The organism is Pedobacter sp. Leaf41, from assembly GCF_001422545.1.
Lineage (GTDB): Bacteria > Bacteroidota > Bacteroidia > Sphingobacteriales > Sphingobacteriaceae > Pedobacter.
Map to the genome: position 1 here is coordinate 432,563 of NZ_LMLE01000008.1, position 25,391 is coordinate 457,953.

At 37.7% G+C, this 25,391-nt stretch carries 22 protein-coding genes; 11 read left to right on the forward strand and 11 right to left on the reverse strand.

Annotation, left to right across the window (positions count from 1 at the left end; translation table 11 throughout):
- Genes ASE92_RS14285 through ASE92_RS14315 form a run of 7 tightly spaced genes read left to right on the forward strand, consistent with a single transcriptional unit; the run spans position 1 to position 5,991 of the window.
- Positions 1-1,374, forward strand: a complete 1,374-nt coding sequence (locus ASE92_RS14285; protein ID WP_056850780.1) for an NADH-quinone oxidoreductase subunit N — start codon at positions 1-3, stop codon at positions 1,372-1,374.
- 48 nt (positions 1,375-1,422) lie between these two features.
- Positions 1,423-2,073 carry a DedA family protein gene (locus tag ASE92_RS14290; protein WP_056850781.1) on the forward strand — a complete coding sequence of 217 codons (651 nt, stop codon included), beginning with the start codon at positions 1,423-1,425 and terminating at the stop codon, positions 2,071-2,073.
- Positions 2,074-2,081: 8 nt separating this feature from the next.
- Entirely contained in the window at positions 2,082-2,633 is a 552-nt protein-coding gene (locus ASE92_RS14295) for an inorganic diphosphatase (protein ID WP_056850782.1), read from the forward strand.
- On the forward strand, positions 2,633-4,057 hold the full coding sequence (locus ASE92_RS14300; RefSeq protein WP_082455067.1) for a hemolysin family protein: 1,425 nt from the start codon (positions 2,633-2,635) through the stop codon (positions 4,055-4,057). The genes ASE92_RS14295 and ASE92_RS14300 overlap by 1 nt, the downstream gene beginning before the upstream one ends.
- Positions 4,058-4,065: 8 nt before the next feature.
- Positions 4,066-4,770, forward strand: a complete 705-nt coding sequence (locus ASE92_RS14305) for a 16S rRNA (uracil(1498)-N(3))-methyltransferase (RefSeq protein ID WP_056850783.1) — start codon at positions 4,066-4,068, stop codon at positions 4,768-4,770.
- The gene (locus ASE92_RS14310; protein ID WP_200926423.1) at positions 4,767-5,486 is read left to right on the forward strand and encodes a DUF4159 domain-containing protein; all 720 of its coding nucleotides are present in this window, start codon (positions 4,767-4,769) and stop codon (positions 5,484-5,486) included. The genes ASE92_RS14305 and ASE92_RS14310 overlap by 4 nt, the downstream gene beginning before the upstream one ends.
- Before the next feature lie 4 nt (positions 5,487-5,490).
- Positions 5,491-5,991, forward strand: coding sequence for an acetyl-CoA carboxylase biotin carboxyl carrier protein subunit (locus tag ASE92_RS14315; RefSeq protein ID WP_056850784.1), 501 nt, complete (start codon positions 5,491-5,493; stop codon positions 5,989-5,991).
- A gap of 59 nt (positions 5,992-6,050) precedes the next feature.
- Here the strand turns inward: ASE92_RS14315 and ASE92_RS14320 are convergent, their stop codons facing one another.
- The gene (locus tag ASE92_RS14320; RefSeq protein ID WP_056850785.1) at positions 6,051-7,730 is read right to left on the reverse strand and encodes an SUMF1/EgtB/PvdO family nonheme iron enzyme; all 1,680 of its coding nucleotides are present in this window, start codon (positions 7,728-7,730) and stop codon (positions 6,051-6,053) included.
- A gap of 250 nt (positions 7,731-7,980) precedes the next feature.
- On the opposite strand from ASE92_RS14320, the gene ASE92_RS14325 reads away from it, so the two are divergent.
- The 3 genes from ASE92_RS14325 to ispF all read left to right on the forward strand — a co-directional run bounded on the left by ASE92_RS14325 (position 7,981) and on the right by ispF (position 12,481).
- Complete coding sequence (locus ASE92_RS14325) at positions 7,981-10,569, forward strand: AsmA-like C-terminal region-containing protein (RefSeq protein WP_056850786.1); 2,589 nt, start codon at positions 7,981-7,983, stop codon at positions 10,567-10,569.
- A 194-nt stretch (positions 10,570-10,763) separates the two neighbouring features.
- Positions 10,764-11,951: a type IX secretion system outer membrane channel protein PorV gene (porV, locus tag ASE92_RS14330; RefSeq protein ID WP_056850787.1), complete on the forward strand. Its 1,188-nt coding sequence runs from the start codon at positions 10,764-10,766 to the stop codon at positions 11,949-11,951.
- Positions 11,952-12,001: 50 nt separating this feature from the next.
- Complete coding sequence (gene ispF / locus ASE92_RS14335) at positions 12,002-12,481, forward strand: 2-C-methyl-D-erythritol 2,4-cyclodiphosphate synthase (RefSeq protein ID WP_056850788.1); 480 nt, start codon at positions 12,002-12,004, stop codon at positions 12,479-12,481.
- 642 nt (positions 12,482-13,123) lie between these two features.
- Here ispF and ASE92_RS14345 read toward each other — a convergent pair.
- The 10 genes from ASE92_RS14345 to ASE92_RS14385 all read right to left on the reverse strand — a co-directional run bounded on the left by ASE92_RS14345 (position 13,124) and on the right by ASE92_RS14385 (position 24,410).
- A complete protein-coding gene (locus tag ASE92_RS14345) occupies positions 13,124-16,528 on the reverse strand; it encodes a glycosyltransferase (protein WP_056850790.1) in 3,405 nt (1,134 codons plus the stop codon).
- Positions 16,529-16,762: 234 nt separating this feature from the next.
- Positions 16,763-17,632, reverse strand: a complete 870-nt coding sequence (locus ASE92_RS14350; RefSeq protein ID WP_056850903.1) for a pirin family protein — start codon at positions 17,630-17,632, stop codon at positions 16,763-16,765.
- Positions 17,633-17,698: 66 nt separating this feature from the next.
- Positions 17,699-18,229, reverse strand: a complete 531-nt coding sequence (locus ASE92_RS14355) for a YceI family protein (RefSeq protein WP_056850791.1) — start codon at positions 18,227-18,229, stop codon at positions 17,699-17,701.
- Between the two features lie 186 nt (positions 18,230-18,415).
- The gene (locus tag ASE92_RS14360; protein WP_056850792.1) at positions 18,416-19,006 is read right to left on the reverse strand and encodes a Crp/Fnr family transcriptional regulator; all 591 of its coding nucleotides are present in this window, start codon (positions 19,004-19,006) and stop codon (positions 18,416-18,418) included.
- Between the two features lie 11 nt (positions 19,007-19,017).
- Positions 19,018-19,176, reverse strand: a complete 159-nt coding sequence (locus tag ASE92_RS20960; protein WP_082455068.1) for a FeoB-associated Cys-rich membrane protein — start codon at positions 19,174-19,176, stop codon at positions 19,018-19,020.
- A 53-nt stretch (positions 19,177-19,229) separates the two neighbouring features.
- Positions 19,230-20,417 (reverse strand): hypothetical protein, encoded by a 1,188-nt coding sequence (locus ASE92_RS14365; protein ID WP_056850793.1) that lies wholly within the window; start codon positions 20,415-20,417, stop codon positions 19,230-19,232.
- 139 nt (positions 20,418-20,556) lie between these two features.
- A complete protein-coding gene (locus ASE92_RS14370; protein ID WP_056850794.1) occupies positions 20,557-21,384 on the reverse strand; it encodes a type 1 glutamine amidotransferase in 828 nt (275 codons plus the stop codon).
- 7 nt (positions 21,385-21,391) lie between these two features.
- A complete protein-coding gene (locus ASE92_RS14375; protein WP_056850795.1) occupies positions 21,392-22,492 on the reverse strand; it encodes a carboxylate-amine ligase in 1,101 nt (366 codons plus the stop codon).
- Between the two features lie 28 nt (positions 22,493-22,520).
- Positions 22,521-23,624: a RimK family alpha-L-glutamate ligase gene (locus ASE92_RS14380; protein ID WP_056850796.1), complete on the reverse strand. Its 1,104-nt coding sequence runs from the start codon at positions 23,622-23,624 to the stop codon at positions 22,521-22,523.
- A 78-nt stretch (positions 23,625-23,702) separates the two neighbouring features.
- Positions 23,703-24,410: an esterase family protein gene (locus ASE92_RS14385; RefSeq protein ID WP_056850797.1), complete on the reverse strand. Its 708-nt coding sequence runs from the start codon at positions 24,408-24,410 to the stop codon at positions 23,703-23,705.
- Between the two features lie 169 nt (positions 24,411-24,579).
- Here ASE92_RS14385 and ASE92_RS14390 point away from each other — a divergent pair, with 169 nt between their 5' ends.
- Positions 24,580-25,389, forward strand: a complete 810-nt coding sequence (locus tag ASE92_RS14390; RefSeq protein ID WP_056850798.1) for an esterase family protein — start codon at positions 24,580-24,582, stop codon at positions 25,387-25,389.
- Positions 25,390-25,391 lie beyond the last annotated feature (2 nt).

Below are 25,391 nucleotides of genomic sequence, written 5' to 3' on the forward strand. Positions count from 1 at the left end.
ATGAATATTATTATAACCATTAGTATAACCGCTTTTATTGTACTTTACGCAGGTTTGTTTAAAGCCAAGAAAGCATTATTGCCGCTTACTGTTGTTGGCTTACTTACTGCATTAGGCTTCACTGCTACTGCATGGGATGGCAATGCCGTTCATTTCGGAATGATGCAAACTGATAATTTCGCTTTGGCATTTTCGGCTGTTTGTATTGTAGGTACATTATTGATTTTCTTATTAACGCAAAACTATTTCCACGCTAAAAGCGATAATATAGCAGAATATTACACCTTAATTCTTTTCGCCCTTGCGGGGATGATTATGATGGTTTCGTACAAAAATATGGCGATGTTATTTGTAGGTCTGGAAATCATGTCGGTAAGTTTATATATCCTTGCGGGTATTCGTAAGAAGGATTTTGCATCAAACGAAGCCTCATTGAAATATTTCCTGATGGGCGCTTTTTCAACAGGTTTCTTGTTGTTTGGGATTACATTAATTTACGGCGCCAGCGGCTCGTTCGATTTAGATAAAATTCAAGCTTACTTAGTTGATAATAGCAAAGCAGTTTCTCCGATCTTTTATCCAGGGGTAATTTTGATGATGATTGGCTTATGTTTTAAAGTAGGAGCGGCACCTTTCCACTTCTGGACTCCAGACGTTTACGAAGGTTCGCCAACTTTAATCACTACTTTTATGAGTACAGTGGTTAAAACGGCCGGTTTTGCTGCTTTTTTAAGATTATTTGCCGATGCTTTTGCACCGCTTCACGATTTCTGGGTTGCACCACTCATCGTAATTGTTTGTATAACCTTATTTATTGGTAACGTTACTGCATTATTCCAAAAGAATTTCAAACGAATGTTGGCCTATTCAAGTATCTCTCATGCAGGGTACCTGTTATTCTCTTTGGTTGTAATTGGTCCGCACTCTCAAAACAATGTTTTGGTTTATGCAGCTGCCTATACTTTTGCATCAATTATCGCTTTTGCGGTATTAATATTAGTGAAACAAAAAACCGGCAGCGATAGCTTTGAAAGTTTCAATGGCTTAGGTAAGAAAAATCCTTTGGTTGCCTTATCGCTAACGGTTGCTATGTTATCATTAGCAGGTATTCCTTTAACCGCAGGTTTTATCGGCAAATATTTAATGTTTCTTAATGTAATGGGTGAATATAAAATGCTTTTGGTTGGCTTCGCAATCCTAAATGCACTAGTTGGTTTCTACTATTATTTCAAGGTAATTGTTGCCGTTTGGTTTAAAGATGGCGCTGAAACAGAGCTTTCTACACCTGCACAGTACAAGATTGTTTTAGCTGTATCAGTGGCGATTACGCTAATTTTGGGTATTTATCCTGCAATTGTTTTAAACCTGATATAGGTATGCACTTGTTAGATAATTATTTGTAGTTTTACGAATAATTGAAATATGCAGGATTTCTGGAACCACCTACAACATTTAATTGACCCCGAAAAATTATTGAGGGAGGGCGGTTTCTATCTTGTTGTATTTGTCATCTTTGCAGAAACCGGCCTATTCTTTGGTTTCTTCCTTCCTGGCGATTATTTACTGTTTCTTGCAGGAATGTTCGTAGCTACCGGAAAACTTGATGTTAACATTGCAGTGCTTTTAGCAGGCTTGTGTGTAGCCGCAATTTCTGGAAATTTTACGGGTTATTGGTTTGGGCGAAGAACTGGCCCACTACTGTATACCAGAAAAGACAGTTTCTTTTTCAAAAAGAAATATTTAAAAGCAGCAGAAGAATATTATAACAAACAAGGTGCCTTCGCACTGATCATGGGTAGATTTGTTCCAATTGTAAGAACTTTTGCACCGATTTTTGCTGGAGTAGTAAAATTAGACTTTAAAAAGTTTGCTTTCTATAATGTTGTTGGTGGAATTTTATGGATCTGCTCGCTCACGTTGTTAGGCTACTTTTTAGGCAAAAGATTTGAAAAAGAGATAAACGATTACTTATTATATATTATTATTGGCTTTATCGTTATCACAACTATACCTTTATTGATTACCTTTGTAAAAAGTAAAGTTAAAATCCCCGATGGGGAAAAGAAAGATTAAATTAAAAAATGGCAAAAGACGATCATCACGCATGGCATAGCGTATCTCCTGGTAAAAACGTTCCAGAAATTGTAAACGCAATCATTGAAATTCCTAAAGGCTCAAAAGCCAAGTATGAAATAGATAAAGAATCCGGACTAATCAAGTTAGACAGGGTTCTTTTTTCATCAGTAATGTATCCGGCTAACTATGGCTTTATCCCACAAACTTATTGTGATGATAAAGATCCATTAGATATTCTTGTACTTTGCTCTGTTGATGTTTACCCTATGACATTAATTGAAGCTAAAGTTGTTGGCGTAATGCACATGGTTGATAACGGAGAGCAAGACGATAAAATTATTGCGGTTGCAGCACATGATATGTCTGTAAACTACATTAACGATTTGGATGAATTGCCACCACATCAAATGAAGGAAATTGTTCGTTTCTTTCAAGATTACAAAGCACTGGAAGAGAAAAATGTTACTATCGAACATTTGTTAGGTGTTCGCTATGCTCATAAAGTTATTAAAGAAAGTATAGAACTTTACAACACAACATTTAGAGAATTAGCATAATGGATTTACCCACGGCCTGCTTGTTTTTAAATTTAGAGTTAAGTGCAATATTGCCCACCAATACCATTTTGGTTGCTTTAGAAGAGCCTGATACTACATCTGTAGGTTGGAGGTTATTTCTAGCATTATTTTTAGTTTTACTAAACGGATTCTTTGTTGCGGCAGAATTTGCAATTGTAAAGGTCCGGGCCTCTCAAATTGAAATAAAAGCAAAAACAGGTAGCCGGGTTGGTAAAATGGCTAAAGCCATCATCCATAATTTAGATGGTTATTTAGCAGCCACACAGCTAGGTATAACGCTTGCATCACTTGGCTTAGGTTGGGTTGGTGAAGGCGTTATGCACACTATTTTCAAAAATCTTTTCGATAGCCTCGAATGGGGCTTTAGTGATGCCACCATACATACCGCATCAACAATAGTAGCTTTTTCACTAATCACCGTAATGCACATCGTATTTGGTGAGTTGGCGCCTAAATCTTTTGCAATACAAAGACCAGTGGCCACTACGTTATTTGTTTCCGTTCCACTGCAGATTTTTTATGTGGTTTTCAAGCCATTCATCTGGACTTTGAACAGCTTAGCTGCAGTAATTCTGAAGCCATTTGGTATCGATACTTCTGCAGGTCACGAATCGTTGCACAGTACCGAAGAACTTCAATACTTGTTAGATCAGGGTAAGGAAAGTGGTGCATTGGATAACAATGAGCACGAACTTATTAAAAACGTATTTGATTTTAATGAGCGTGTAGTAAAGAACATTATGGTTCCGCGTACCAAGATTTCAGGTATTGAATTGTCATCCTCAAAAGAAGAAGTAATCGATAAAATCATTGCTGAAGGCTATTCCCGCCTACCGGTTTATGACGAGATAATGGATAAAATTGTCGGAATTATTCACGCCAAGGATATTCTGCCATTAGTCGCTTCCGGGAATCAACATTGGACACTGAATGATATCATTCGAAAACCTTACTTCGTTACAGAAACAAAGAAGATTAACGATTTAATGAGCGAACTGCAAAGCAACCGCATCCAAATCTCGATCGTTTTAGATGAGTTTGGCGGTACAGCCGGGATGGTTACGTTAGAGGATATTGTGGAGGAACTGGTAGGTGAAATTCAGGATGAATATGATGAAGAAAAACCTTTAGTAGAAAAAGTATCGGATAACGAATTTATTGTAAATGCCTTTGCGACGGTTTATGATGTGAATGAGCATTTGCCACATGATTTACCAGAGGATGAAGATTTTGATACTGTTGGTGGTCTGGTTTCGCATGTTTTTGAACGGATTCCGGAGGTTGGCGAAAGCAATGAATCTTATGGTTATCTGTTTACCATCTTAAAGAAAACAGAACAAAACATTGAAACTATTAAACTGGAATTGGTAATAAATGAAGAAGATCAGGTTGATAATCATTAAATTCAACAATGCATATTTTTTATACGCCAGATATTACCCACAATACCTACACGCTTAATGAAGAGGAAAGCAAACATTGCGTTAGGGTATTGCGACTATCAGTTGGAACTGTAGTAAACTTAGTCGATGGAAGAGGTGGTTTTTACACCGCCGAAATCATTTCTGATAATCCCAAAAAAGTAAGTTTATCCATTCTTAAAGTAGAAACCGAATTTCATAAAAGAAATCACTATTTACATATCGCGGTCGCACCTACAAAAAATATCGATCGTATGGAATGGTTTTTAGAGAAGGCCACTGAACTTGGCATAGATGAAGTAACCCCAATTATTACCGATCGATCTGAAAGACGTATTGTTAAGGAAGATCGATTAAACAAGGTTATTACTTCTGCGGTCAAACAATCCATCAAAGCCTATCATCCAAAACTAAATGAAACCATTTCCTATAGCGCTTTTCTTAACCTTCCTTTCGAAGGAAATAAATTAATAGCGCATTGCCTTGATGAGGATGATAAGAAATACATTTCTGAACTGGTTGCCCCGCACCAAAAATATTTAATTCTTATTGGCCCAGAAGGAGATTTTAGCCCAGAAGAAGTTAATTTAGCTTTGAATAAAGGCTTCAAACCATTAACTTTAGGAGATAACAGGTTGCGCACCGAAACAGCTGCACTCTCTGTTTGTTTTGAAATCAATTACCTTAACCGATGAAAAGAGTTGAAAGTTATCAGGTGAAAGTTAAAGGTTTATTATCGCTGAAACGTTTGCTCTTGTGCTCGTTTATGCTTATTCATTGCTTTTTACTTTTTATTCTTACTTCTTTCACGGTTCCTTCCTACCGGATGGGGAAGCTGAAGTATAGTGGTGGAGGCGATTGGTATGCCGACCGTACCGCACTTCCAAATTTGATCTCCTTTTGTAATACCAATTTAAAAACAAATTTTTACCCTGAAGAAAGCATTGTAGAAGTAGGCTCGAAAGAACTTTTCAATTACCCATTTGTGTATATGACGGGCCATGGTAACGTGGTGTTCAGCGATCGGGATGTTAAAAATTTGAGACAATATTTAACAGGAGGAGGGTTTTTGCATATTGATGATAACTATGGATTGGATAAATTCATTAGACCTCAAATGAAAAAAGTTTTCCCAGAACTGAATTTCGTTGAGTTACCGTCCAACCATGCCATTTATAACCAAAAATTCAAGTTCCCAGGTGGCTTGCCAAAAATTCATGAGCATGATAACAAGCGGCCACAGGGTTTTGCTTTGATCTATAAAGGGAGAGTGGTTTGCTACTATACATTTGAATGCGATTTGGGGAATGGCTGGGAAGATTTTGGTACATATCCTGAAGATAGTCAGGAAACCCGCAACAAGGCGCTTAAAATGGGCGCAAATTTAGTTCAGTATGCTTTAACACAATAATAGTATGTATAAAGTAAAAGTTAACAATCAGTTTCAGTATGATATTGAAATTAACCATAACGTGTTTAAATTAAACGGAGAAGAAGTTTCTTTGGATTCCATTAAACTAAGTAACAGTTCTACGCATCTTCTTTATCAAAATAAATCATATAACGCCGAAGTCATATCCGTTGACAGCGCTAATAAAACTTGTGCCATTAAAGTAAATGGCACAACCTATCAAATTAAGGTGGAAGATCAGTTTGATCAGTTGCTGAAACAAATGGGTATGGATAATTTGGCTGGGAATAAAATTTCGGAGATAAAGGCACCAATGCCAGGGTTGGTATTAAATGTAATGGTTGAGGAAAATGTAGAAGTTAAAAAGGGTGATAACCTATTGGTTTTGGAAGCTATGAAGATGGAAAATATCTTGAAATCTTCAGCTGATGGAGTAGTTAAAAAAGTGCTGATTAATAAAGGTGATAAGGTGGAGAAAAATCAGGTACTCATCCAATTTAAATAACCCAAGAATTCTAAGCTATAAAAAAAAGTCCCAATTCATAAAGAGTTGGGACTTTTTTGTTATTTACCTCTACTCACCCGGTATGGTCGTGGAGGTGGGGTTTTAAAACTTCTTTTTCCTGAGGTGCTAATTTCTGGAGCACCTAACATGGTCATGGCGCAACGGAACCCTATTTCTGCTGATGATTCATCTTGTGATAAGAAACGTCTGGTTGCTGGATTTAACCAGTAAGCCATATCGTTCCATGAACCGCCTTTGTATACTCTAGATTTATCATTGATCAACGTTACACCTTCTTCATTTAAAAGCAGGTTCTGTTTATCTCTATAACCCCTTTGATCGGCCTGGTAGCTTGTAGCTGCTGTTATGCTTTGCGGATCAGTCGATTTCGAAATTGAATCTATACGTTTTGCCTGTGCTTGTTTTTCTTCCCAGGTTTGTTTTCTACCTGAATAAGCGTTTTCTTTTATCGGATTGCCATATTTATCCAGGGCAATTTTGCCAGTTTGCGCATTATCCAGCTTCTTGTTTTCGAAGTAATTACCGCGATAAGGATTAAAGGCATCTGCATCAGTGAAGGTACCTGTTCTGTAAACATCATTTACCCACTCATTCACATTTCCAGCCATGTTATATAAACCGAAATCGTTAGGCGTATATTGGATTACCGGAACTGTTAAATCTCCCTTATCATTCAATGATCCGCCAACACCCATATAATCGCCGGGTGCTCTTTTAAAGTTGGCTTGTATCATACCTCTGGTTTTCTTAGCTGCAGAGCTCACACCTAATCCGTTCCAGGGATAAATTTTATTTTGATTGATATTTTCGTACTCAGTATTACCAATTAAGCCCAACGCAGCATATTCCCATTCCGCCTCTGTAGGCAAGCGATAAGGCTGCATAATTACGCCGTCTTCCAACGTTGCCGTTCTTCTTGGTTGATTATTTCCTTTGCCACCAGCTGTAGCACCAGCCGTACCGGTAGCAGCACCAGTTTTTGTATTGTAATCTATTGGCGCATTTTTACCTTTATCATCGTACTGGCCATTAATATAAGCATCAGTGTTAAAAGGTTTGTCTGGTCTTGGCGTTGCGGTTGCATTTGCTGCACCATTCTTCCCTGTGTTTCCGCCAGCTAAAGTTTTATAATCTGTTAAAATACCTTTTTCGCGTAAAATAAACTCATTGGCTCGTGAGGTTCTCCACTGACAATAACGAGAAGCTTGCTCCCATGAAACTCCAACTACTGGATAATCGCGGTAAGCCGGGTGACGCAAATAATTGTCTACATAAGGCTCGTTATATGATAATGCACTACGCCAAACCAAAGTATCAGGCAACTCATTGTAATAAAATTCTTGATCTTCCGGAAAGTTATATCTAATCCAGTGCAGATATTCCAACCAGTCGGTATTTGATACTTCAGTTTCATCCATGTAAAACGAAGGCACGGTTACCTGTCTTTTGTAGTTGTAAATGTTTGGTTCGATACCAGGTACTTCAATCGCGCTTCCACCTACCACTAACACACCACCTTCAATAGGAATTAATCCAGGTCCTGGTGCTCTTTTGTATTGAGTAGCCACAGCAAAAGCACCCGATTGGTTCGTTTTGCTTTTCCGGTCTGCGTAAGGAACACCTGTTTTGCTTGAGCTGTTTCCTCCCTTGGAGCTACAAGCACTTAGCAATGCCGCTAATGACAAACAAGTAAAAGAATAAAGTATAAGTTTTTTCATATAGTACAGGGGACGATCGCCAAATGACGATTCAACTGATAAAATTAAGCAATTTTAGTGAATATATAAATATTGTGACAATAAAATACCGATTATATTTTTATCCCATAACGTATTATTTTATGACGTATTGTGTCTTTTAAATTTTTGGTCGATTTATTTGAGATTTGGTTGCAGATAAGCGTTATTAATTTGGTTCGTTTATTGACAAGCTATATGCCCAAACATTATATTTTTAATGGATTAACCCATGTTTAAGAAAATTTCCATAGTAATTATTGCCATCATTGTAATTCTACTTGCCGCTGCTGCTGCCATTCCAACATTTTTTAGAAAAGAGATTGATGCAAAACTAAAATCAACTATTAATAAAAGTATAAATGCCAAGGTAGATTTCAAAGACCTGGATTTAAGTTTGATTACTTCTTTCCCCAACTTGGGGATAAAAATCAACGATTTGACCATCATTGGTGTCGACAGCTTTGCTAAAGACACACTTGCAAATGTTAAACAATTGCAATTAAATGTTAATTTATTAAGTGTTATAAAGGGCGAAACCTATCAAATAAAATCGGTAGATCTTGATGAACCTACAATTTATGCCAAGATTTTAAAAAGTGGAAAGACGAACTGGGATATCATGAAAAAAGATTCGGCTGCAAATAACAACGATACAGCTAAAACAGCATTTAAGGTTGCTTTGCAAAAATATGCTATTGAGAATGGAAATGTTACTTATGATGATGCTTCTCTTGGTTTCTTGATGGAACTAAAAAACCTTAATCATAACGGTAAAGGAGATTTCACACAAGATTTGTTTACCCTAAAAACACAATCTGATATTGAAAAACTGACTGTAAAATATGGTGGAATCCCTTATTTGAATAAAGTAAAGCTGGATGCAGAGTTGCCGATTGATATTGATATGAAAAATATGAAGTTCACCTTTGCCGAAAATGAAATCAAATTAAATGAGCTTGTTTTATCTGCTGTTGGTTATCTGGCGATGCCAAATGAGAATGACATTACCATGGATTTGAAATTTGATGCCAAACAATCGGAGCTTAAGAATTTCCTTTCTTTGATTCCAGCTATTTATGCTTCGAACTTTAAGGATATGGAAGCGACGGGAAAATTTGCTATGAATGGAACTGCAAAAGGCACTTACAACGAGAAGTCGCTTCCCGCATTTGACGTTAATCTCTCCATTGAAAATGGAAAAATAAAATACCCATCTCTACCTTCAGCAATCAATAATATTCAAGTTAAATCAAACATCAGTAACCCAGATGGGGTAATGGATCATACGGTGGTAAATGTGCCGGCCTTCCATTTGGAGTTTGGCAATGTGCCTGTTGATGGAAGATTGCTTTTGAAATATCCAACAACAGACCCATTTGTGGATATGGCCTTGAAGGGTAAATTGGATCTAAAACAATTGACTGCAATATTCCCGATGAAGGATATGACTTTAACTGGGATTTTGGATGCTGATATTCAGGCGGCAGGCCGCAAATCTTCCATCGATAAAGGGCAATATGAAGCTTTCAAGGCATCCGGACAAGTATTGGCAAGCAACTTTACTTATTCAGGTAAAAATGTACCGATGCCCATCAGTGTACCCACAGCAAAAATGACTTTTAGCCCTAAAAACATAACGTTGAGTAATTTAATTGCGAAAGTGGGTAAAAGTGATTTCGCCGCTAACGGATCTGTAAATAATTACCTCAGTTATTTTTTCAAAAAAAACCAAGCGCTACAGGGTAACTTCAATTTGTCATCAAACTTAATTGATGTAAATGAGTTAATGGGGCCCAAATCGGAAACAACAGAAAGTGATGCTAAAAAAGGAACTTCTAAGTTATCAGTATTTGGAGTTCCAGGAAATATCGATTTTAAAGTTGCCGCGAAGGCTGGGAGGGTGCTGTACGATACCTACGATATTACAAATGCTCAGGGAGCACTCTTGGTAAAAAATAAAACAATTACCTTTCAAAACATGGGCATGAACATGCTTGATGGTACTGTGAAAATGAATGGATATTATGCTACTTTGGATCCGAAAAAACCAAAAGTTGATGTCGATTTTGGTATCAAGAAAATGAGTATTCAAAAAGCATTTGGTGCTTTCAATACAATAAAGTTGCTAGCGCCTGTAGCCAAATTTGCACAAGGCGTATTTTCTACCAACCTAAAGTTCAATTCAGATTTGGATCAAAATATGATGCCCGTATATTCCAGTATAAATGCCGAAGGTTTGGCAGATATTATTCAAGCTACCATTGCAGGTTTCGAACCGTTGAATAAACTGGCTTCGGCATTGAGTTCTGATAAATTAAAAAAGCTGGAGCTGAACAATGTGATTACCAAGTTTAAAATTAAAGATGGCCGGTTAAATGTTTCTCCTTTCGATATAAAAAAAGATGGAATAGTTATGAATGTTCAAGGTTCAAATGGGTTGGACCAAACGATGGCATATGATTTAGCCTTAAACGTACCTCGGGCAATGCTTGGCGCTAAAGCAAATGAAACTGCAAATGCGATGATTGCAAAATTGAATAGTAAAGTGGGTACAAATGTATCTATGGGTGAAACAATAAAAGTGAACGCAATTTTAGGCGGAACAATTATGAAACCAATTATCGGCTTAAAGTACGGTGCTGGAGATACAAAATTAGCCGCAAAAGATGCTGTGAACGTTGTGATTGCAGAGAAAAAGGCTGAATTACAGACTAAAGCACAAGCAAAGATTGATACGGCAAAAGCTAAGGCAACGGAAAAGGTTAAAGATGCTATTGCTGACAAACTGAATAATTTATTTAAAAAGAAGAATAAATAATTATACACGTAAAGACCTAGTTAATTTATAGTTACAATTTTTGTGGTTTCACCAAACTGTAAAAATTGTAGCTTAAATTAGTAAATAGTCACATATTTCGTAATTTGGTAAAATATAATTTTTGGTTTTGCGTTATCAAGCTAGTCTCCAGAATGACAATATCCCAAAGATCTAAAATTACGTACCTTTAAAGGATGAATTTCAAGTACATCAGTAAACTTGCTTTTTCCGCACTTTCTTTGGCCTTGGTATTTGGTAAAGCAAATGCTCAAGTGGCTATCGGTACAACTCAAACCAACGGTAGCGAATCGAACAATATTATAACAGCTGTTCCTTTTTTATTAATAACTCCCGATGCTCGTTCAGGCGCAATGGGTGATGCAGGTGTTGCCGTTGCAGGAGATGTAAATTCGGCAAGTATAAATGCTTCTAAATTGGCTTTTATCGATAAGCCGTACGGGTTTTCAGTTTCTTATAGTCCGTGGTTGAAAAGTTTAGTGCCTGATATTAATCTGGCTTATCTAAGTGGCTTCTATAAACTTGATGATCGGAATACAATCGGCGCTTCCCTGCGTTATTTTTCTTTAGGTTCTATTCAATTAACAGATATTAACCAGCAAGATTTAGGCATTGCAAACCCTAATGAACTGGCGTTTGATGTGTCATTCGCCAGAAGCTTTGGCGAGGAATTTTCATTAGGTTCGTCAGTTAGATATATTTATTCAAATTTAGCTTCTGGCCAGTTATCTTCCTCAGGCCAGGTACGTGGGGGTAAAGCAGTAGCAGTAGATGTTTCTGGCTTATATAAAACCGCTACAACCATGTTCGGAAAGCAGGCTGTACTGTCTGCGGGTGCCAATATTTCAAACATTGGTACTAAAATGAGTTATTCTGATGGCGGTGAGAATTTTTTCTTACCTACCAATTTTAAACTTGGCGGGGCCTCAACTATTGTTGTTGATGATTATAGCACCTTTACCTTAGCCCTCGATTTTAATAAATTGTTGGTGCCAACCCAGCCTGTTTACGATTCAAACAATAATATTATCAGTGGTAGAGATCCAAACCGTTCTGTTCCTGCTGGTATTTTTGGTTCGTTCGCTGATGCGCCAGGTGGTTTTAGCGAAGAACTCAGAGAGGTTGGAATTTCAACAGGTTTAGAATATTGGTACAACCAGCAATTTGCTTTACGGGCAGGATATAATTATCAAAGTCCATTAAAAGGCGATAGTAGATATTTTACGCTGGGTTTAGGTTTGAAATACAACGTTTTCAATATAGACTTCTCGTATTTGTTAGCAAACGCACAAACAAGTCCACTGGCCAACACGCTCCGTTTCGGTCTTTTGTTTAACTTTGGCGATAAGAAAATCATTAGATAAGATTTTCAGAAAGTTTTCCAATAATCATTTAAACATTTAATCTTTTTCCAATGAAAATTAGAGTAGGCTTTGGTTTCGATGTGCATCAACTAAAAGATCAACATCCGTTTGTAGTTGGTGGTGTAACGTTAGATCATCATAAGGGCGCTTTTGGCCATTCGGATGCTGATGTTTTGCTTCACGCCATTTGCGATGCTCTACTAGGCGCTGCTAACCTTCGCGATATTGGTTTTCATTTTAAAAATACCGATGATCGCTGGAAAGGAATAAGTAGCATTATCCTACTAAAAGAAACAGTTAAATTATTGGCTGATAAAGGCTGGCAAGTGGGAAACATCGATGCTATGCTTTGTTTGGAGGCTCCAAAAATTAATCCGCATATCCCGGCCATGCAGCAAAATATTGCAGAAGCAATCGGAATTAGCACAGAAGATATTTCGATTAAAGCTACCACAAATGAAACGATGGGTTTTGTGGGTAGGGAAGAAGGCGTTGTATCCTACGCCGTTTGTTTAATCGAGAAAGTATAAATTCAAATAAACATTTTGAAGCGTAAAGCCAGTTTCAAAACATTAAATTTCTCCCTTTTTTGTGCTTTTACGCCTGCCTGCGGCAGGCAGGCTTCGCTCGTCATGATTCCTCGCTGCAGGGTAACGCTTCAATTGGGACTAGAAAGCAGCAACAGTATTCATTTTCAAGGTTTGCAAGGCGCTGACTCTTTATGGCAAAAGTTCTGTCTAACAGAATTGCTGAGCGATGGTTTCCAAATTGATCTATCAAATAAAACGAATTGCCGCTTTTATTACTTCAAATGAAGATCATGAAACGTCCCTACGGAACGAAATTGAAAAATATAATCTTTCGTTTACCCAGGATTCGTCCCTACGGAACGGGCAACCATTTCTTCTAGCATTTAGCATGAAAGGTGCTGAATTAAATTCAGCAAAACGAACAGTCTTATTAGGTTGTGAGCTCAGATGTAGCACAGATATAGCACCTAATCTATAATCTTTATCACAACGAATTAATTTCAGTGTCTTATAATCATGGGTAATATTTTTTGCGGATACCAAACCATCAATTGCCTCCCGTGTTGCAATTCGTTCCGTAGGAACGTTTTATGAAGACAATAAAGTCAATTGGAAAATTTATCAAATTGATTGTTCATTGCATCAAACAACAGCTTCCTTCACATTTCCTGTTCGTTTTAGTGTTCCCCAAGATTCCAGTTCTCCTTTGATGGCTTTTCTCATTGATCGAAAAAGAACCAGGTACATCAGCTGCCGCCAAAAAAACCGTTGAGGAAGAAGGTAAATCAGGTTTTTTAGCTTCTCTTTTTCCATTTTAAATGCAATGGCTGCAAAAATTATATCAACAAAAATGAAGATCAAATAATAAAACAATACTTGACCAAAACCATTGTGTAGGCTTAAAATTCCGGAGAAACCTGTTAACGTTAAATTGTTAATGGCACTTAAAGAAAAAAGGCCACTTACCAATGAAATCAGCATAAACAAATCTGCCAGAGGGGAAAACAGAGGCAGAATGATTTGATAGATTAGAATATTAGGCATGCCTATCATTCCAAAATAGCCATATTTTCTATTTAATAGTGTTTTGCGATTTTTCCAAAAACTCTGCATCACACCAAAGCTCCAGCGAAAACGTTGCTTTAAAAGCATATTTACAGTTTCTGGCGCTTCGGTATAGGCTATAGCTGAATCACAGTTTTTTACTTTATAGCCTGCTTTTAAAATCTGCATGGTTAAATCGCAGTCTTCAGCAAGCGTATCGATGGTGAAACCCCCAACTTCTAACACTACTGCTTTTCTAAATGCTCCAATAGCACCAGGCACAACTGTTATCGTGTTCAATAAATCGAAGGCTCTGCGATCCATGTTCTGCGAGGTGATGTACTCTATTGATTGCCATCTGGTGATGAGGTTTCGCGTATTTCCAACCTTAACCGTACCGGCAACAGCAGCAATGTCTTCCTTATAGAAATAACGCATCATTTCTGTTACTGCATTGGCTTTCAGTTGCGTGTCAGCATCAATACAAATGATAAACTCAGCATTGGCTCTGGCAATTCCATAATTCAGCGCAGAAGCTTTACCACCATTTTCTTTTTTATAAACCTTAACCTGCGCATGATTGCCGAAGTGGGCATCGATAACCTGAAAGGTGTTATCTTTCGATCCATCATCTACAAAAATCAATTCGAAATTCGGATAATCAATTTTCAGCAGACTTTGGATGGTTTGTATAGCGGTGATCTCTTCATTGTAAGCCGGAATAATAATGCTTACCATTTGGTTAGGATTTTGAACAAGCTCCGCCGCATTTATTTTAGCCAGTTTACGCTGTTTTATCGCCAGGTAAGCAATAAAAATCGTCCTTAAGATGGCCAAAACAATAGCTACTGAAAATATTGTGTTCAAGATGATATTTCCGTAATAAAAGAAGTTTATGAAAAAATAATCTCCCGATCCGGTAAATCCGCTATTGGCTTCAGAATTTACAGCAGGCATCAGCTCTGCTCTTTTTTTGCCCATTAAATCGCCAACTGTGGTGAAAGTATAACCCTGAGATTTGAAAAATCTGATAATTCGTGGCAAGGCTGCAACGGTTGCTTCGCGGTTCCCGCCAGCATCATGTAAAAGCAGGATGTTTCCATTTTCTTTTTGTTTTACCACCTCGTTGAAGATCTGATCTGCTGTTTTGCCAGGCTCCCAATCTTCAGGGTCGATATACTCACCAATGTTGATGTAGTTTTCTTTACGACTTTGCGCCACAGGCAAAATTTCTGATATATTTTGCGGCTCGGCATCTGCATTGAAAGGTGCACGAAATAAAATGGTACTATGGCCAGTAACGGCCTCAATCAATCTTCTTGTGGCATTAAGCTCAAATTTTACCCTTCGAGGGCCAATGGCTGACATATCGGGATGAAAAAAGGTATGGTTTCCGATTTCATAACCTTCATCATATTCTCTCCTCAACAATTCCATGTTTTTTTCGGCCATGATGCCTACAACAAAGAAACAACCGGGCACTTTTTCTTGCTTTAAAATTTGAAGAACCTGTGGCGTGTAAACAGGATCAGGACCATCATCAAATGTAAGTGCAATTTTTTTGTCGGCTTCTCCAAACCGTTTAATCACATATTTTTCTGGCAAGCGAATGTACTTTTGGTTTGCTATGCTGAAATCAGTTTTATCAAGCGTAAACTGAACGGCACCAGGTTTGGGCGTAGAAACCAAATCCAATATTTCTCCGTCGCCAATGTAAGAGATGCCAGTCATGTTCAAAGTGGATATCTTGCGTAGATCGAATGGCTTTTTCTCTAAAGCATTCAAACTCAAATCTTCAGAAATAAAAGACCATAATCTTTTATCTTCCGATCCTAAACGCCACAGGGCAATACCTGCGATTCCCCAATCATCAGCTTTGCGTATGATGTTGAAATAGGTGGCCGCATCTGTAAAATATACATCATGTTGAATGCCGCTTCCATCTTTATAACTGTAATTCAAATTTGCGGATGAAGGATTGTAGGTTACTGTACTTTTGTAATTGACAGCAGAAGTGATCGCTTCTTCATAGGTTAAAGACTTGCCAACGCTATTTTTTGGCCAATCATAACCATAACAAGCCAATGCTAATATTACTTTATCCGCATCAACTTTGGTGCAAATATGATCAAGCTTTTCTTCTACCCATTCCTGGTTTGATACATCGCCAGAATTGCTTAAATCTGTATGCTGATCATAAGCCATAATCACAAGGTAATCATTGTATTTCTGCAAAATCTCGGGTTGATAATCATCATTTTCAGGAGAAATATCTTGAGATACAACGAGGTTTTTTGCATGAAACTGATTGTACAGATTTTTCATGAAAGAATTGAAACTATTGCTGTTTTCAAGATTCAATTCTTCAAAATCAACATTTATTCCTTTGTATCCATATTTTTGAACGATTGAAATCAAGTTAGAAATTAACTTTTGTTGAGCGGGTACATCATTCAATAATCGTTTTACAGCGTTGCCATCCCAATGGTCTTTATTAAAATTAGAAACTACTGCAATGGCTGATTTTTTACTGTCATGAATAACTTTCAATGCGGCAGTGTCGGCCTTGTCGACAATAGAATCACCATTTAGGAAAAAGGATTCTGTAGCAACCATATCCAGGTGGCCAATATTTCGCTTAAGGTCTGATAAGGATTCGTTTTTTGTACCTGCCCAGCTTACATAAAAAGCCATATTAATGCGTTTGTGGTTACCACGTTTATGTAGCGCTCTATTCTCACGATCCTTTTTTATTTTTTGCAGCTTTGTTTTCGCTATAGAGAAAGCTTTGTATTGTTGCGATTTTTTTAATTTATCTAGCTGCCTAGCTGTAAGCGGCGTATTGGTATTGATAAAAGGCAATTTTGGCGCCTGAACCGACGATAAAGTAAACGCAACGCACACAATTGCGATGATGAAAACTAAAAAAAACGAGCGGCTAACCCAGGTAAAAGTATTCCAGCGTCTTTTGTTCTCAGTTTGAAATATTTGTTTTCCGGACATTTTTCTTCTGATTTAATAATCAAATGTCACTAACGAATATGAAGATTGTATGAAAAAGGTTTGGAGCGCAATGCCTGCAATGTTTCTTAATGTTCGTCCTGCTTTACGCTATATTCCCGATGAAAAAAGAATCGGTAGATACCGCTCAATCAGGGCTAAGTATTTAGGTAGGTACAAAAAAGCCGGCAATTTTTAATAAAAAGGCCGGCTCAAAATATAAATTATAAACCTGTATTATTCTTCTAAATAACCAAATCTGCCTTGATTATAGTCTGAAATCGCCTCAGTAATTTCAGCCTCCGTGTTCATTAAGAATGGACCGTATTGAACAATTGGCTCATCAATTGGTTCACCGCTTAAAATCAATACAATGGAATTTTCAAGCGCATCAATTTTAATTTCATCTCCTTCATTTTTGAAGTAGATGAAATTATTGGCAGAAACGATTTCATTATTATCTACCTGAATTGAACCTTCTATCACCATAAATCCGGTATTGAAGTTTGCTGGAAAGTTAAATTCAGCTTTTCCACCTTTGTTTAACCTTGCGTTGTACAATTCTATAGGGGTGAAAGTGTTGGCGTTACCTTTAATTCCCTGATAGCTTCCGGCAATGATTTCAATTTTTCCGCCATCATCGCTTAAATGATAATGGGCCATTTCACTTTGCTGAATAGCCTGATATTTTGGCTTATTCATTTTGAATTTTGCCGGAAGATTAACCCAAAGTTGGACCATCTGAAACGGGCCACCCGCTAAGCTGTAATTCTCTTCATGATATTCTTTATGAAGAATTCCACTTGCTGCTGTCATCCATTGCACATCGCCAGGATAAATAACGCCGCTATTCCCCGAACTATCATGATGAGCAACTGCTCCATGGTAAGCAATAGTAACTGTTTCGAAGCCGCGATGCGGATGTACGCCAACACCCCGAGGCTCTTTCCTGGCAGAAAATTCAATTTTTGAGCCATAATCCATTAAGAAAAAAGGACTCATATTAATTTCATAACCGGCAGGAAAAAAATTATGCACTCTAAAGCCGTCTCCAACCATGTGTTGTGCAGGTGCTTTCAGAATAGCGGCTATTTTTTTAGTTTCCATACTTGGAGATTTGGTTAGCGTTTGGAGATAGCCGATTTGAATGCTTATCTCCAAGCGCCTATACAATTAAGCTTGTTTTACAAACTGCAATTCACCAAGAAGGCGCACTTCTTCACTCACCATAACACCACCTGTTTCCAATGCAGCATTCCAGGTTAAACCAAAATCAGAACGGTTAATTTTTCCGCTTAAGGTAAAACCAGCCTTAGTATTTCCCCATGGGTCAGTTGCAATACCACCGAATTCAGCAGTTAATTTTACAGGTTTAGTTTCTCCTTTAATGGTTAAGTCGCCTTTAACAAGGTAATCGCTACCATCTTTCTCTACTGAAGTAGATTTAAATTCGATGTGTGCAAATTTTTCAGCGTCAAAGAAATCGCCGCTTTTTAAGTGGTTATCACGATCTGTATTTCCTGTATCTAACGAATCGATATCGCCTTTGAAAGAGATTTCGCTGTTTTCAAACTCGTCGCCTTCTGAAGTTAATTCGGCTGAGAAAGATTTTAAGCTACCTGTAACGGTAGTGATCATTAAGTGTTTTACTTTAAATTGTAATTCGCTATGTGTTGGATCTAATGTCCATTTAGTAGTTGCCATATCTTTTTGTTTTTGAGGTGTTTAATATTTACACTACAAAATTACAGCAAGAGCCTGAAATAGAAATTGATGTATGTTAATTAAATGATTAAAATAGAGAATGATAGATTGAGCAAAATGATTATGGATTGATTGAATTAAAGCATGTTTACAATTCGGGCATTCAACACTTAACACTCAAAATTTCTATGATGGCCTAAAGTGCTTATTGGCCAGTTCTTTTCTCACACGGCTTAAAGATTCTGGCGTTATTCCCAGGTAAGATGCAATCATCCATTGCGGAACGCGGAGCGTGAGGTTTGGGTAAAGTTTTATAAAATCAAGGTAACGTTCTTCAGCTGTTGCACTTAAAAGCATATTAATCCTTTTTTGCATAAACCGGATAGAATTATTAAGCAATCTTGTGTGCATGGGCTGCAAACAAGGAACTTGGATAGCGGCTTGTTCCATGAAATCGTTTGGCATAATCACTACCTCTGTCGCTTCAATGGCATCTATAAAAAAAACAGATGCTTCATTGTTCATGCTATTGCGATCAGATATTAACCAGTTCTCGGGAGCAAACTGAAGGATATGTTCTTTGCCTTTTGCATCGATAGAGTAAGCACGAAGCAGACCTTTACAAACAAAAAAGCCGTGTTTCGTGATGTCGCCAGTGTATTGAACGATTTCGGTTTTATCGAATTTTTTTATTTTTAGACCAGTGGAAATACTGTCGAATTGTTCATCAGTTATTTGAATTTTTTCTTTAAGGTAATTTTTAAACTGATCAATCATAAGGGCTGAAATTACTTTTTCGCAGGCTTAATATCAGAAAAATCTACGCCACACTTGCAATTACCACCACATCCATCCTTTTTGACCTGTAAGGATTTATAAACCAAACGGCCAACATATACCAATGCAACCGCAAAAAGTAGAAAGACTAAAATCGTTTGAGTATTCATAAGACAAATATAAGCTGATTTAGTGGTTTTGAGTTCAGGAGAGTGTAAAAAGGTTATTCTTCCATAAAACCAATTGTTCCCCCTACCCAATCGAAATCTGCATTGTAACGAACACCAATCATTTTACCTCTACTTAACCGACCTAAATTTGTGCAAAGCTGCGGCTCGCCACCATCAGGCCATAAATACATCATTCTAATTTCTGCCTTTACGCCACCATTGGGAGATTGTACAGCAGGTTCGTAAGTCACTTTTTTTTGTAAAATCCAATTTTCCGGATCAGCAATTTTATTTATATCAGCTTCGGTAACATCTATAATCACTCCCATTCCCGCAAAAGAGAAAAGTGGTTTTAGCACATAATTTTCCAGGTCAGTTGGTATTGTAGACAGCTCATTTAAAAAACGGGTTTCAGGAACAAACTCACTTTTTAAAAATGGCATGGTATACTTACTTATTCTGTAAAACCAATTCGGATGTGTTACCCATTCAATGTCCAGTTCTTCCCGCGGATCGAAACTATTTTTAAAGATTTCAGTGTTGCCAGCTACTTCATCGAATATTAACCGATTATAAATTCGTTTCAATTGAATTTGCTGACCATCTTCTTCGTAAAATAGCTGTTTACCGTTTTTCTTAATATCCTCTAAAGCCAGGATTTTAATACCAAGCATTTTTTGGGTTACGAAAAAATCAATAGCTGTTTTTTGGTTTGGAGCATCTACATCCATCAGCGCAACTTCATGCGCTTGATGCTTGCCTATAATCACTTCTTTAAAAAGTTCGATGTATTTTTCTTCGTCAAAACCATTTAAGAAATGATTCACGGAGTGATCAATGTCAAAACACTTTCTGAAGGTGTTTGCCAAATGAATTTGAAAGCCATAAAGCGAAGGGAAGCCTTGCATTTCGATTAACATGGGGGTTAATTCGCCAGCTTCATTTTTACAGATTCCGAAATCAAAAGTTAAAAAATGGGGCTGTTCGTTCTCATTCGGAACATTCCAGTCTGCAGGAATCGATTTTTGTGTTAACGCCTTAAAGTTCGGCTGTTTTATGAGATTAATGATTTCTTCACCTGCCGCAATCAGCTTTTCTTTTAACGATTTGGGTACAAAAATTGGCGTTTCAGCAACTCGAAAGGGAATTTCGAAATAGTCGCTTTCCAACTCAGTAATGAAGTTTTTGTATTTTTCTTCCGTAAACTGTTCGTTATATTTTCGGCGTTGAGCTGGTATCATAATGTTATTCTTTTAATAATATCGTCATTGGGAGGTACGAAGCAATCTCATTGCTATGCGTTGAGTAGCGAGCGTTTTAAGATTGCTTCGTGCCTCGCAATGACGACCGCTTGAAAATAAATAAAATAGATTTTTAGCTTCAGGCCTCCTGTAAATTCCCGATCGCTTTTTTTAAGAAATTAGGAAGGATAATGCTTTGGGTTAACACAATTCTGGCAGGATCATCCAAGCTGTTAAGCATGTCCAAATATTTCTGCTCACCATGTAAATCGACAATGGCTTTTTGCTTTTCATCTTGTAGCAGGTACATTTTCATCCCAACGGGATCTGCCTCAGGGTGAAATTGCGTCCCGAGAATTTCATCAGAAAAACGGATGGACATCATACATCTTTCCAAATCAACATGTTTACGTTCTTTTTCTATGGCTAGCAGTTTAGCACCTTTGGCCTCAAAAGCAGCGAAATCTGGCTCGATTACCTGCCAATCTCTACTGTCAACTGAGAAAAAAGGATTCGTGATGCCGCTGAAAATTTCATCTTGTTCGCCATCCTCAGTTAAAGTGATGGGAAAAATTCCGAAAGCATTCGATCGCCTTTCTGTCACATTTCCCAAGCCGAACTTTCTACAAGCCAGTTGGAAAGAATGACAAATTAAAAATGCATATTTTTTTTGTTCGTCATTCGCTGCATTAAAAGCTTCAATCTGATCTAATAGGTTAAAAAAATCGTTTTCCCATTTTTCACCCTTACTTCCAATCGGGCTACCCGGGCCACCGCTCGAGATGTAGGCATCGTATTCAATACCTGGTATTGCACCTTTCTGTCTTAAATCAAAAATATCAAAAGAAAGGTTGATGTTGTTGTCCTTTCTGAATCGAGATAAAATTTCCTGAATACCCCGCATACCTTGATTAGGTGCGCCGTTATTCATGTCAATAACGGCGACCTTTAAGTCTCTTTTATCCATTTTAAAATTACTTTGCGCCTATAAGTGTTTGAGTAGTAATATAGTCTACCACCGATTCAAAGTTACCGGTTTGTTGGTAAACTGCCAACTGTCTGTCTGCACCTGTGCCATGCTCAAGTATTTTATGAACGTATTCTAAATCGTTTCTGCAACCCAAATCATCCACCACATCATCAACAAAATCAAGTAACTCAAGCACCAAGTTGCGACAATTTACTTCCATTTCTTTACCAAAATCGATTAAATTTCCGTCGATTCCGTAACGGGCAGCACGCCATTTATTTTCGTTAATTAAGGCTCTGGAATAACTGATGAATTCCATGTTTTGCAACCGAAGTTTATACAATTTAGCGCATAAAGCTTGAAATAATGCCGTAAAAGCCATTGTCTCATCAATTAACATCGGGCAATCGCAAATGCGAAACTCTACGGTATCGAAAAAAGGATGTACGCGGATATCCCACCAGATCTTCTTGGCGTTATCCATGCAATTGGTTTTGATCAGGAGCTTTACGTAGTTATCGTAATCTTCAATGCTATTGAAAATATCAGGGATGCCTGTTCGTGGAAACTTATCAAAAATCTTAGTTCTGAATGACTTATAGCCTGTATTTCTCGACTCCCAAAAAGGAGAATTAGTCGACAAAGCAAATACGTGAGGTAGAAAATACCTCACCTGATTTGCAATATGAATAGCCAATTCGCGAGATTGAAAACCAACGTGAACGTGTAAGCCAAAAATTAGATTTGAACGAGCTGCTTCCTGCAGCTCGTTTACAATTTCATTATAACGGGGATGTTCTGTAATGAGTTGTTTTTCCCAGTGGGAGAAGGGGTGAGTTCCGGCTGCTCCGATTCTTAAACCCTGCTCACCGGCAAGCTGAGAAACCGTGTATCTCAATTGAGAAATTTCTTTACGGGCTTCTTCAGTTGTTTTGCAAATTCCCGTTCCAACCTCTACTACAGCTTGATGCATTTCTGCCTTAACCTGGTCTTTATGTATTTTTTGGGCGGCTTCTACAATTTTTTGGTCATGCGAGGTAAGTTCCCTGGTAACGGGATCAACTACCATGTACTCTTCCTCTATGCCCAGCGTAAATTCGTTCATCCTAGTAATATTTGGTTATCTAATCCCGTTATTTTATTGGCTTTTTCTTAGCCACAGGTTTTGCTTCTGTTTTAGGCTCAGCTTTTGGTTTGGCAGTAGCTTTTCCTGCTTTTACTTTCTCTGCTTTTGCTGCCGGTGCCTCTGCTTCTGGTGCTACAGGTTTAGCTGTAGCTTTTGCCGTTAATGGTTTTCCAGCAACCGAAGTTTTAATGTATTCGCCCCAGGTTAAATTATCCTGACCAGGTTTTTGTGCTTTTGCTCTTTCGATCGCATAATTAGCAGTGGTTTCTACTACCCAATCAAAGTTTTCCTGTCCAACACTTTTAATATCAGCATCGGGTGCTGGATTACAAAAATCGATAGCGATAGGCACACCATCACGCACCGCAAACTCTACTGTATTAAAATCGTAACCCAGATATTGGCACAATTTAAGCGTATATTCTTCTACTGTTTTCAATAATTTTGGATCAGGTTTTTTTCCATCAACAGCATAACGCAAATGATGTGGGTTGCGAGGTTCGTACTGCATAATGCGAACATGTTTTCCGCCGATGCAATAACATCTGAAATATTCATCGAAAATGATTTCTTCTTGCAAAAGCATCACCAATTGCTCAGTTCCACTGTGCTTATCAAAGAAATCTTCCTTATCATGTAACTTATAAACATCTCTCCATCCACCGCCATCATAAGGTTTCATGTATGCCGGAAAACCTACGTAATCGAAAATTGCATCCCAGTTTAAAGGCATAGTTAAGTTTGAGAAAGATTCGCCTGTTGTCCCGGTAGGGTGTTGACGTGATGGAATCAATGCTGTTTTCGGAACCGGAACTCCAATTTGTTCCGCCAATGCGTTATTAAAGAATTTCTCGTCGGCACTCCACCAGAATGGATTATTAATTACTGCGGTGCCAGTAATGGCTGCATTTTTTAACGAAGCCCTGTAAAATGGAACATCCTGTGAAATACGGTCGATAATTACGGCATAATCTAGTGGACTGTTTTGCAGTATTTTCTCTATTTTAACAGGTTCGGCACTGATGCCTTTTTCTGCTTTTTGGTTAATTCTCTCTACAACGGCTTCAGGAAATGAACGTTCCTGGCCAAATAAAATCCCTATTTTTTTCATTGGTACTTTTTATGTTTAGGTGTGTAATCAGTGTAACTGATTAATTGTTTTTTTCGCTAAATTGTTTGACTGCCGCAGTTATAATTGCGCAATATAATTGGGAAACATTTCTCTCCAAATTGGCCAGTCATGGTCGGCATTCTGGCGGATATCTAGCCAATGATTGATGCCTTTTTGTGCAAGTATGCCCGATAACCGTTCATTGTCTGGCCGGCACATATCTCTATCTGTAGTACCCAAAACTATTTTCATGTAATGAAGTTCAGGATTGCTGTTGTTCATCAAATTATCAACCGGATTGTTGAAATAAACATCATCATTATAAAATCCATCTAACTGACCACTTATATCAAATGCGCCACTCATGCTAAACATATGGCTCACCAGCCAGGGATGCCTGAAAGCAAAATTGGCCGCATGGTACCCACCAAAACTACAGCCAGCAGTAATAATTTTGCTGTGCCCGGTTTCATGTCTGGCTAAAGGTGCAACTTCCTCCAGTAGATACTTGTCGTACCAAATGTGATTTTTTACTCTATCTGCGGGATGTATGCTTTTGTTGTACCAGCTTAATTTATCAATGCCATCTGGGCAATAAATCTTAACTTTTCCTTCATTGATAAAACCCTCAACAGAATCTATCAATTTGAAGTCTTTGTTTTCAAAATATCGCCCCATGCTCGTTGGGAACAGTAGAATAGGGATACCACCGTGACCGAAGATGAGCATGTCGATTTCAGCACTTAAATTTGGGCTGTACCACTTTTTATGTTCTTCTTTAACCATATATAAAATTGAATGTTTTAAGATAGAAATTTAATTCAACAAAAAGAATGTAATCGTTTTAAAATAAAGGATTTCGTAAAAAATGGCCGCCTTTAATTGATAGTTTATCAAGATTTGTACATTTGTACTTTTTACCAAACTGTGCCGAGCGATTGGGGGTTAGAATATTATGTACACAACAATTTTATCAGTAAAAGTTAATACGAGTAATTTTAAGATACCATCTGCTTATTTGAAGCGGGAGGTTGAAATAGATATATATGCACCTGAAGGCATGTTAGGCAATGAGAAAATAGAACTCCTTTTGCTAAACGATGGGCAAGATGTAGCAAAGATGGATTTTAGCACAATTTTACAGGAAGCACATCACAATAAGAGAAATCATAGGTTAATTGTTGTTGCCATTAGGGCATCTATTGAACGATTAATGGAGTATGGGGTTGCAGGCGTTCCTGATTTTAAAGGACGCGGAGCCAAAGCAAATTTATATACCGATTTTGTAATTAAGGAGCTTTTGCCTTCTGTAAAGAAGAAAATTGCCATGCCCATTACTGGAAGAGTTGGTTTTGCTGGTTTTTCTTTAGGTGGTTTATCAGCTTTTGATATTGCCTGGAATAACCCATTGGTTTTCGATGTGATAGGTGTGTTTTCGGGCGCTTTCTGGTGGAGAAAGAAAGATTTAACCGAAGGCTATACGGATGCAGATCGGATCATGCATGCACTTATTGATTCTACTTCTACAAAACCTGATATGAAGTTCTGGTTAATGACTGGTACTGAGGATGAAAAAGCCGATCGGAACAAAAACTTAATTATCGATTCTATTGATGATACCATTGATGTAGTAAAATCTCTTTTGAGGAAAGGCTACAAGCGCCCTGAAAATATATTTTACTATGAAAAAGTTGGCGGTAAACATGATGTGCCTACTTGGGAAAGCGTGATGCCTGCCTTTTTAGATTGGGCATTTGAAGTTTAGTA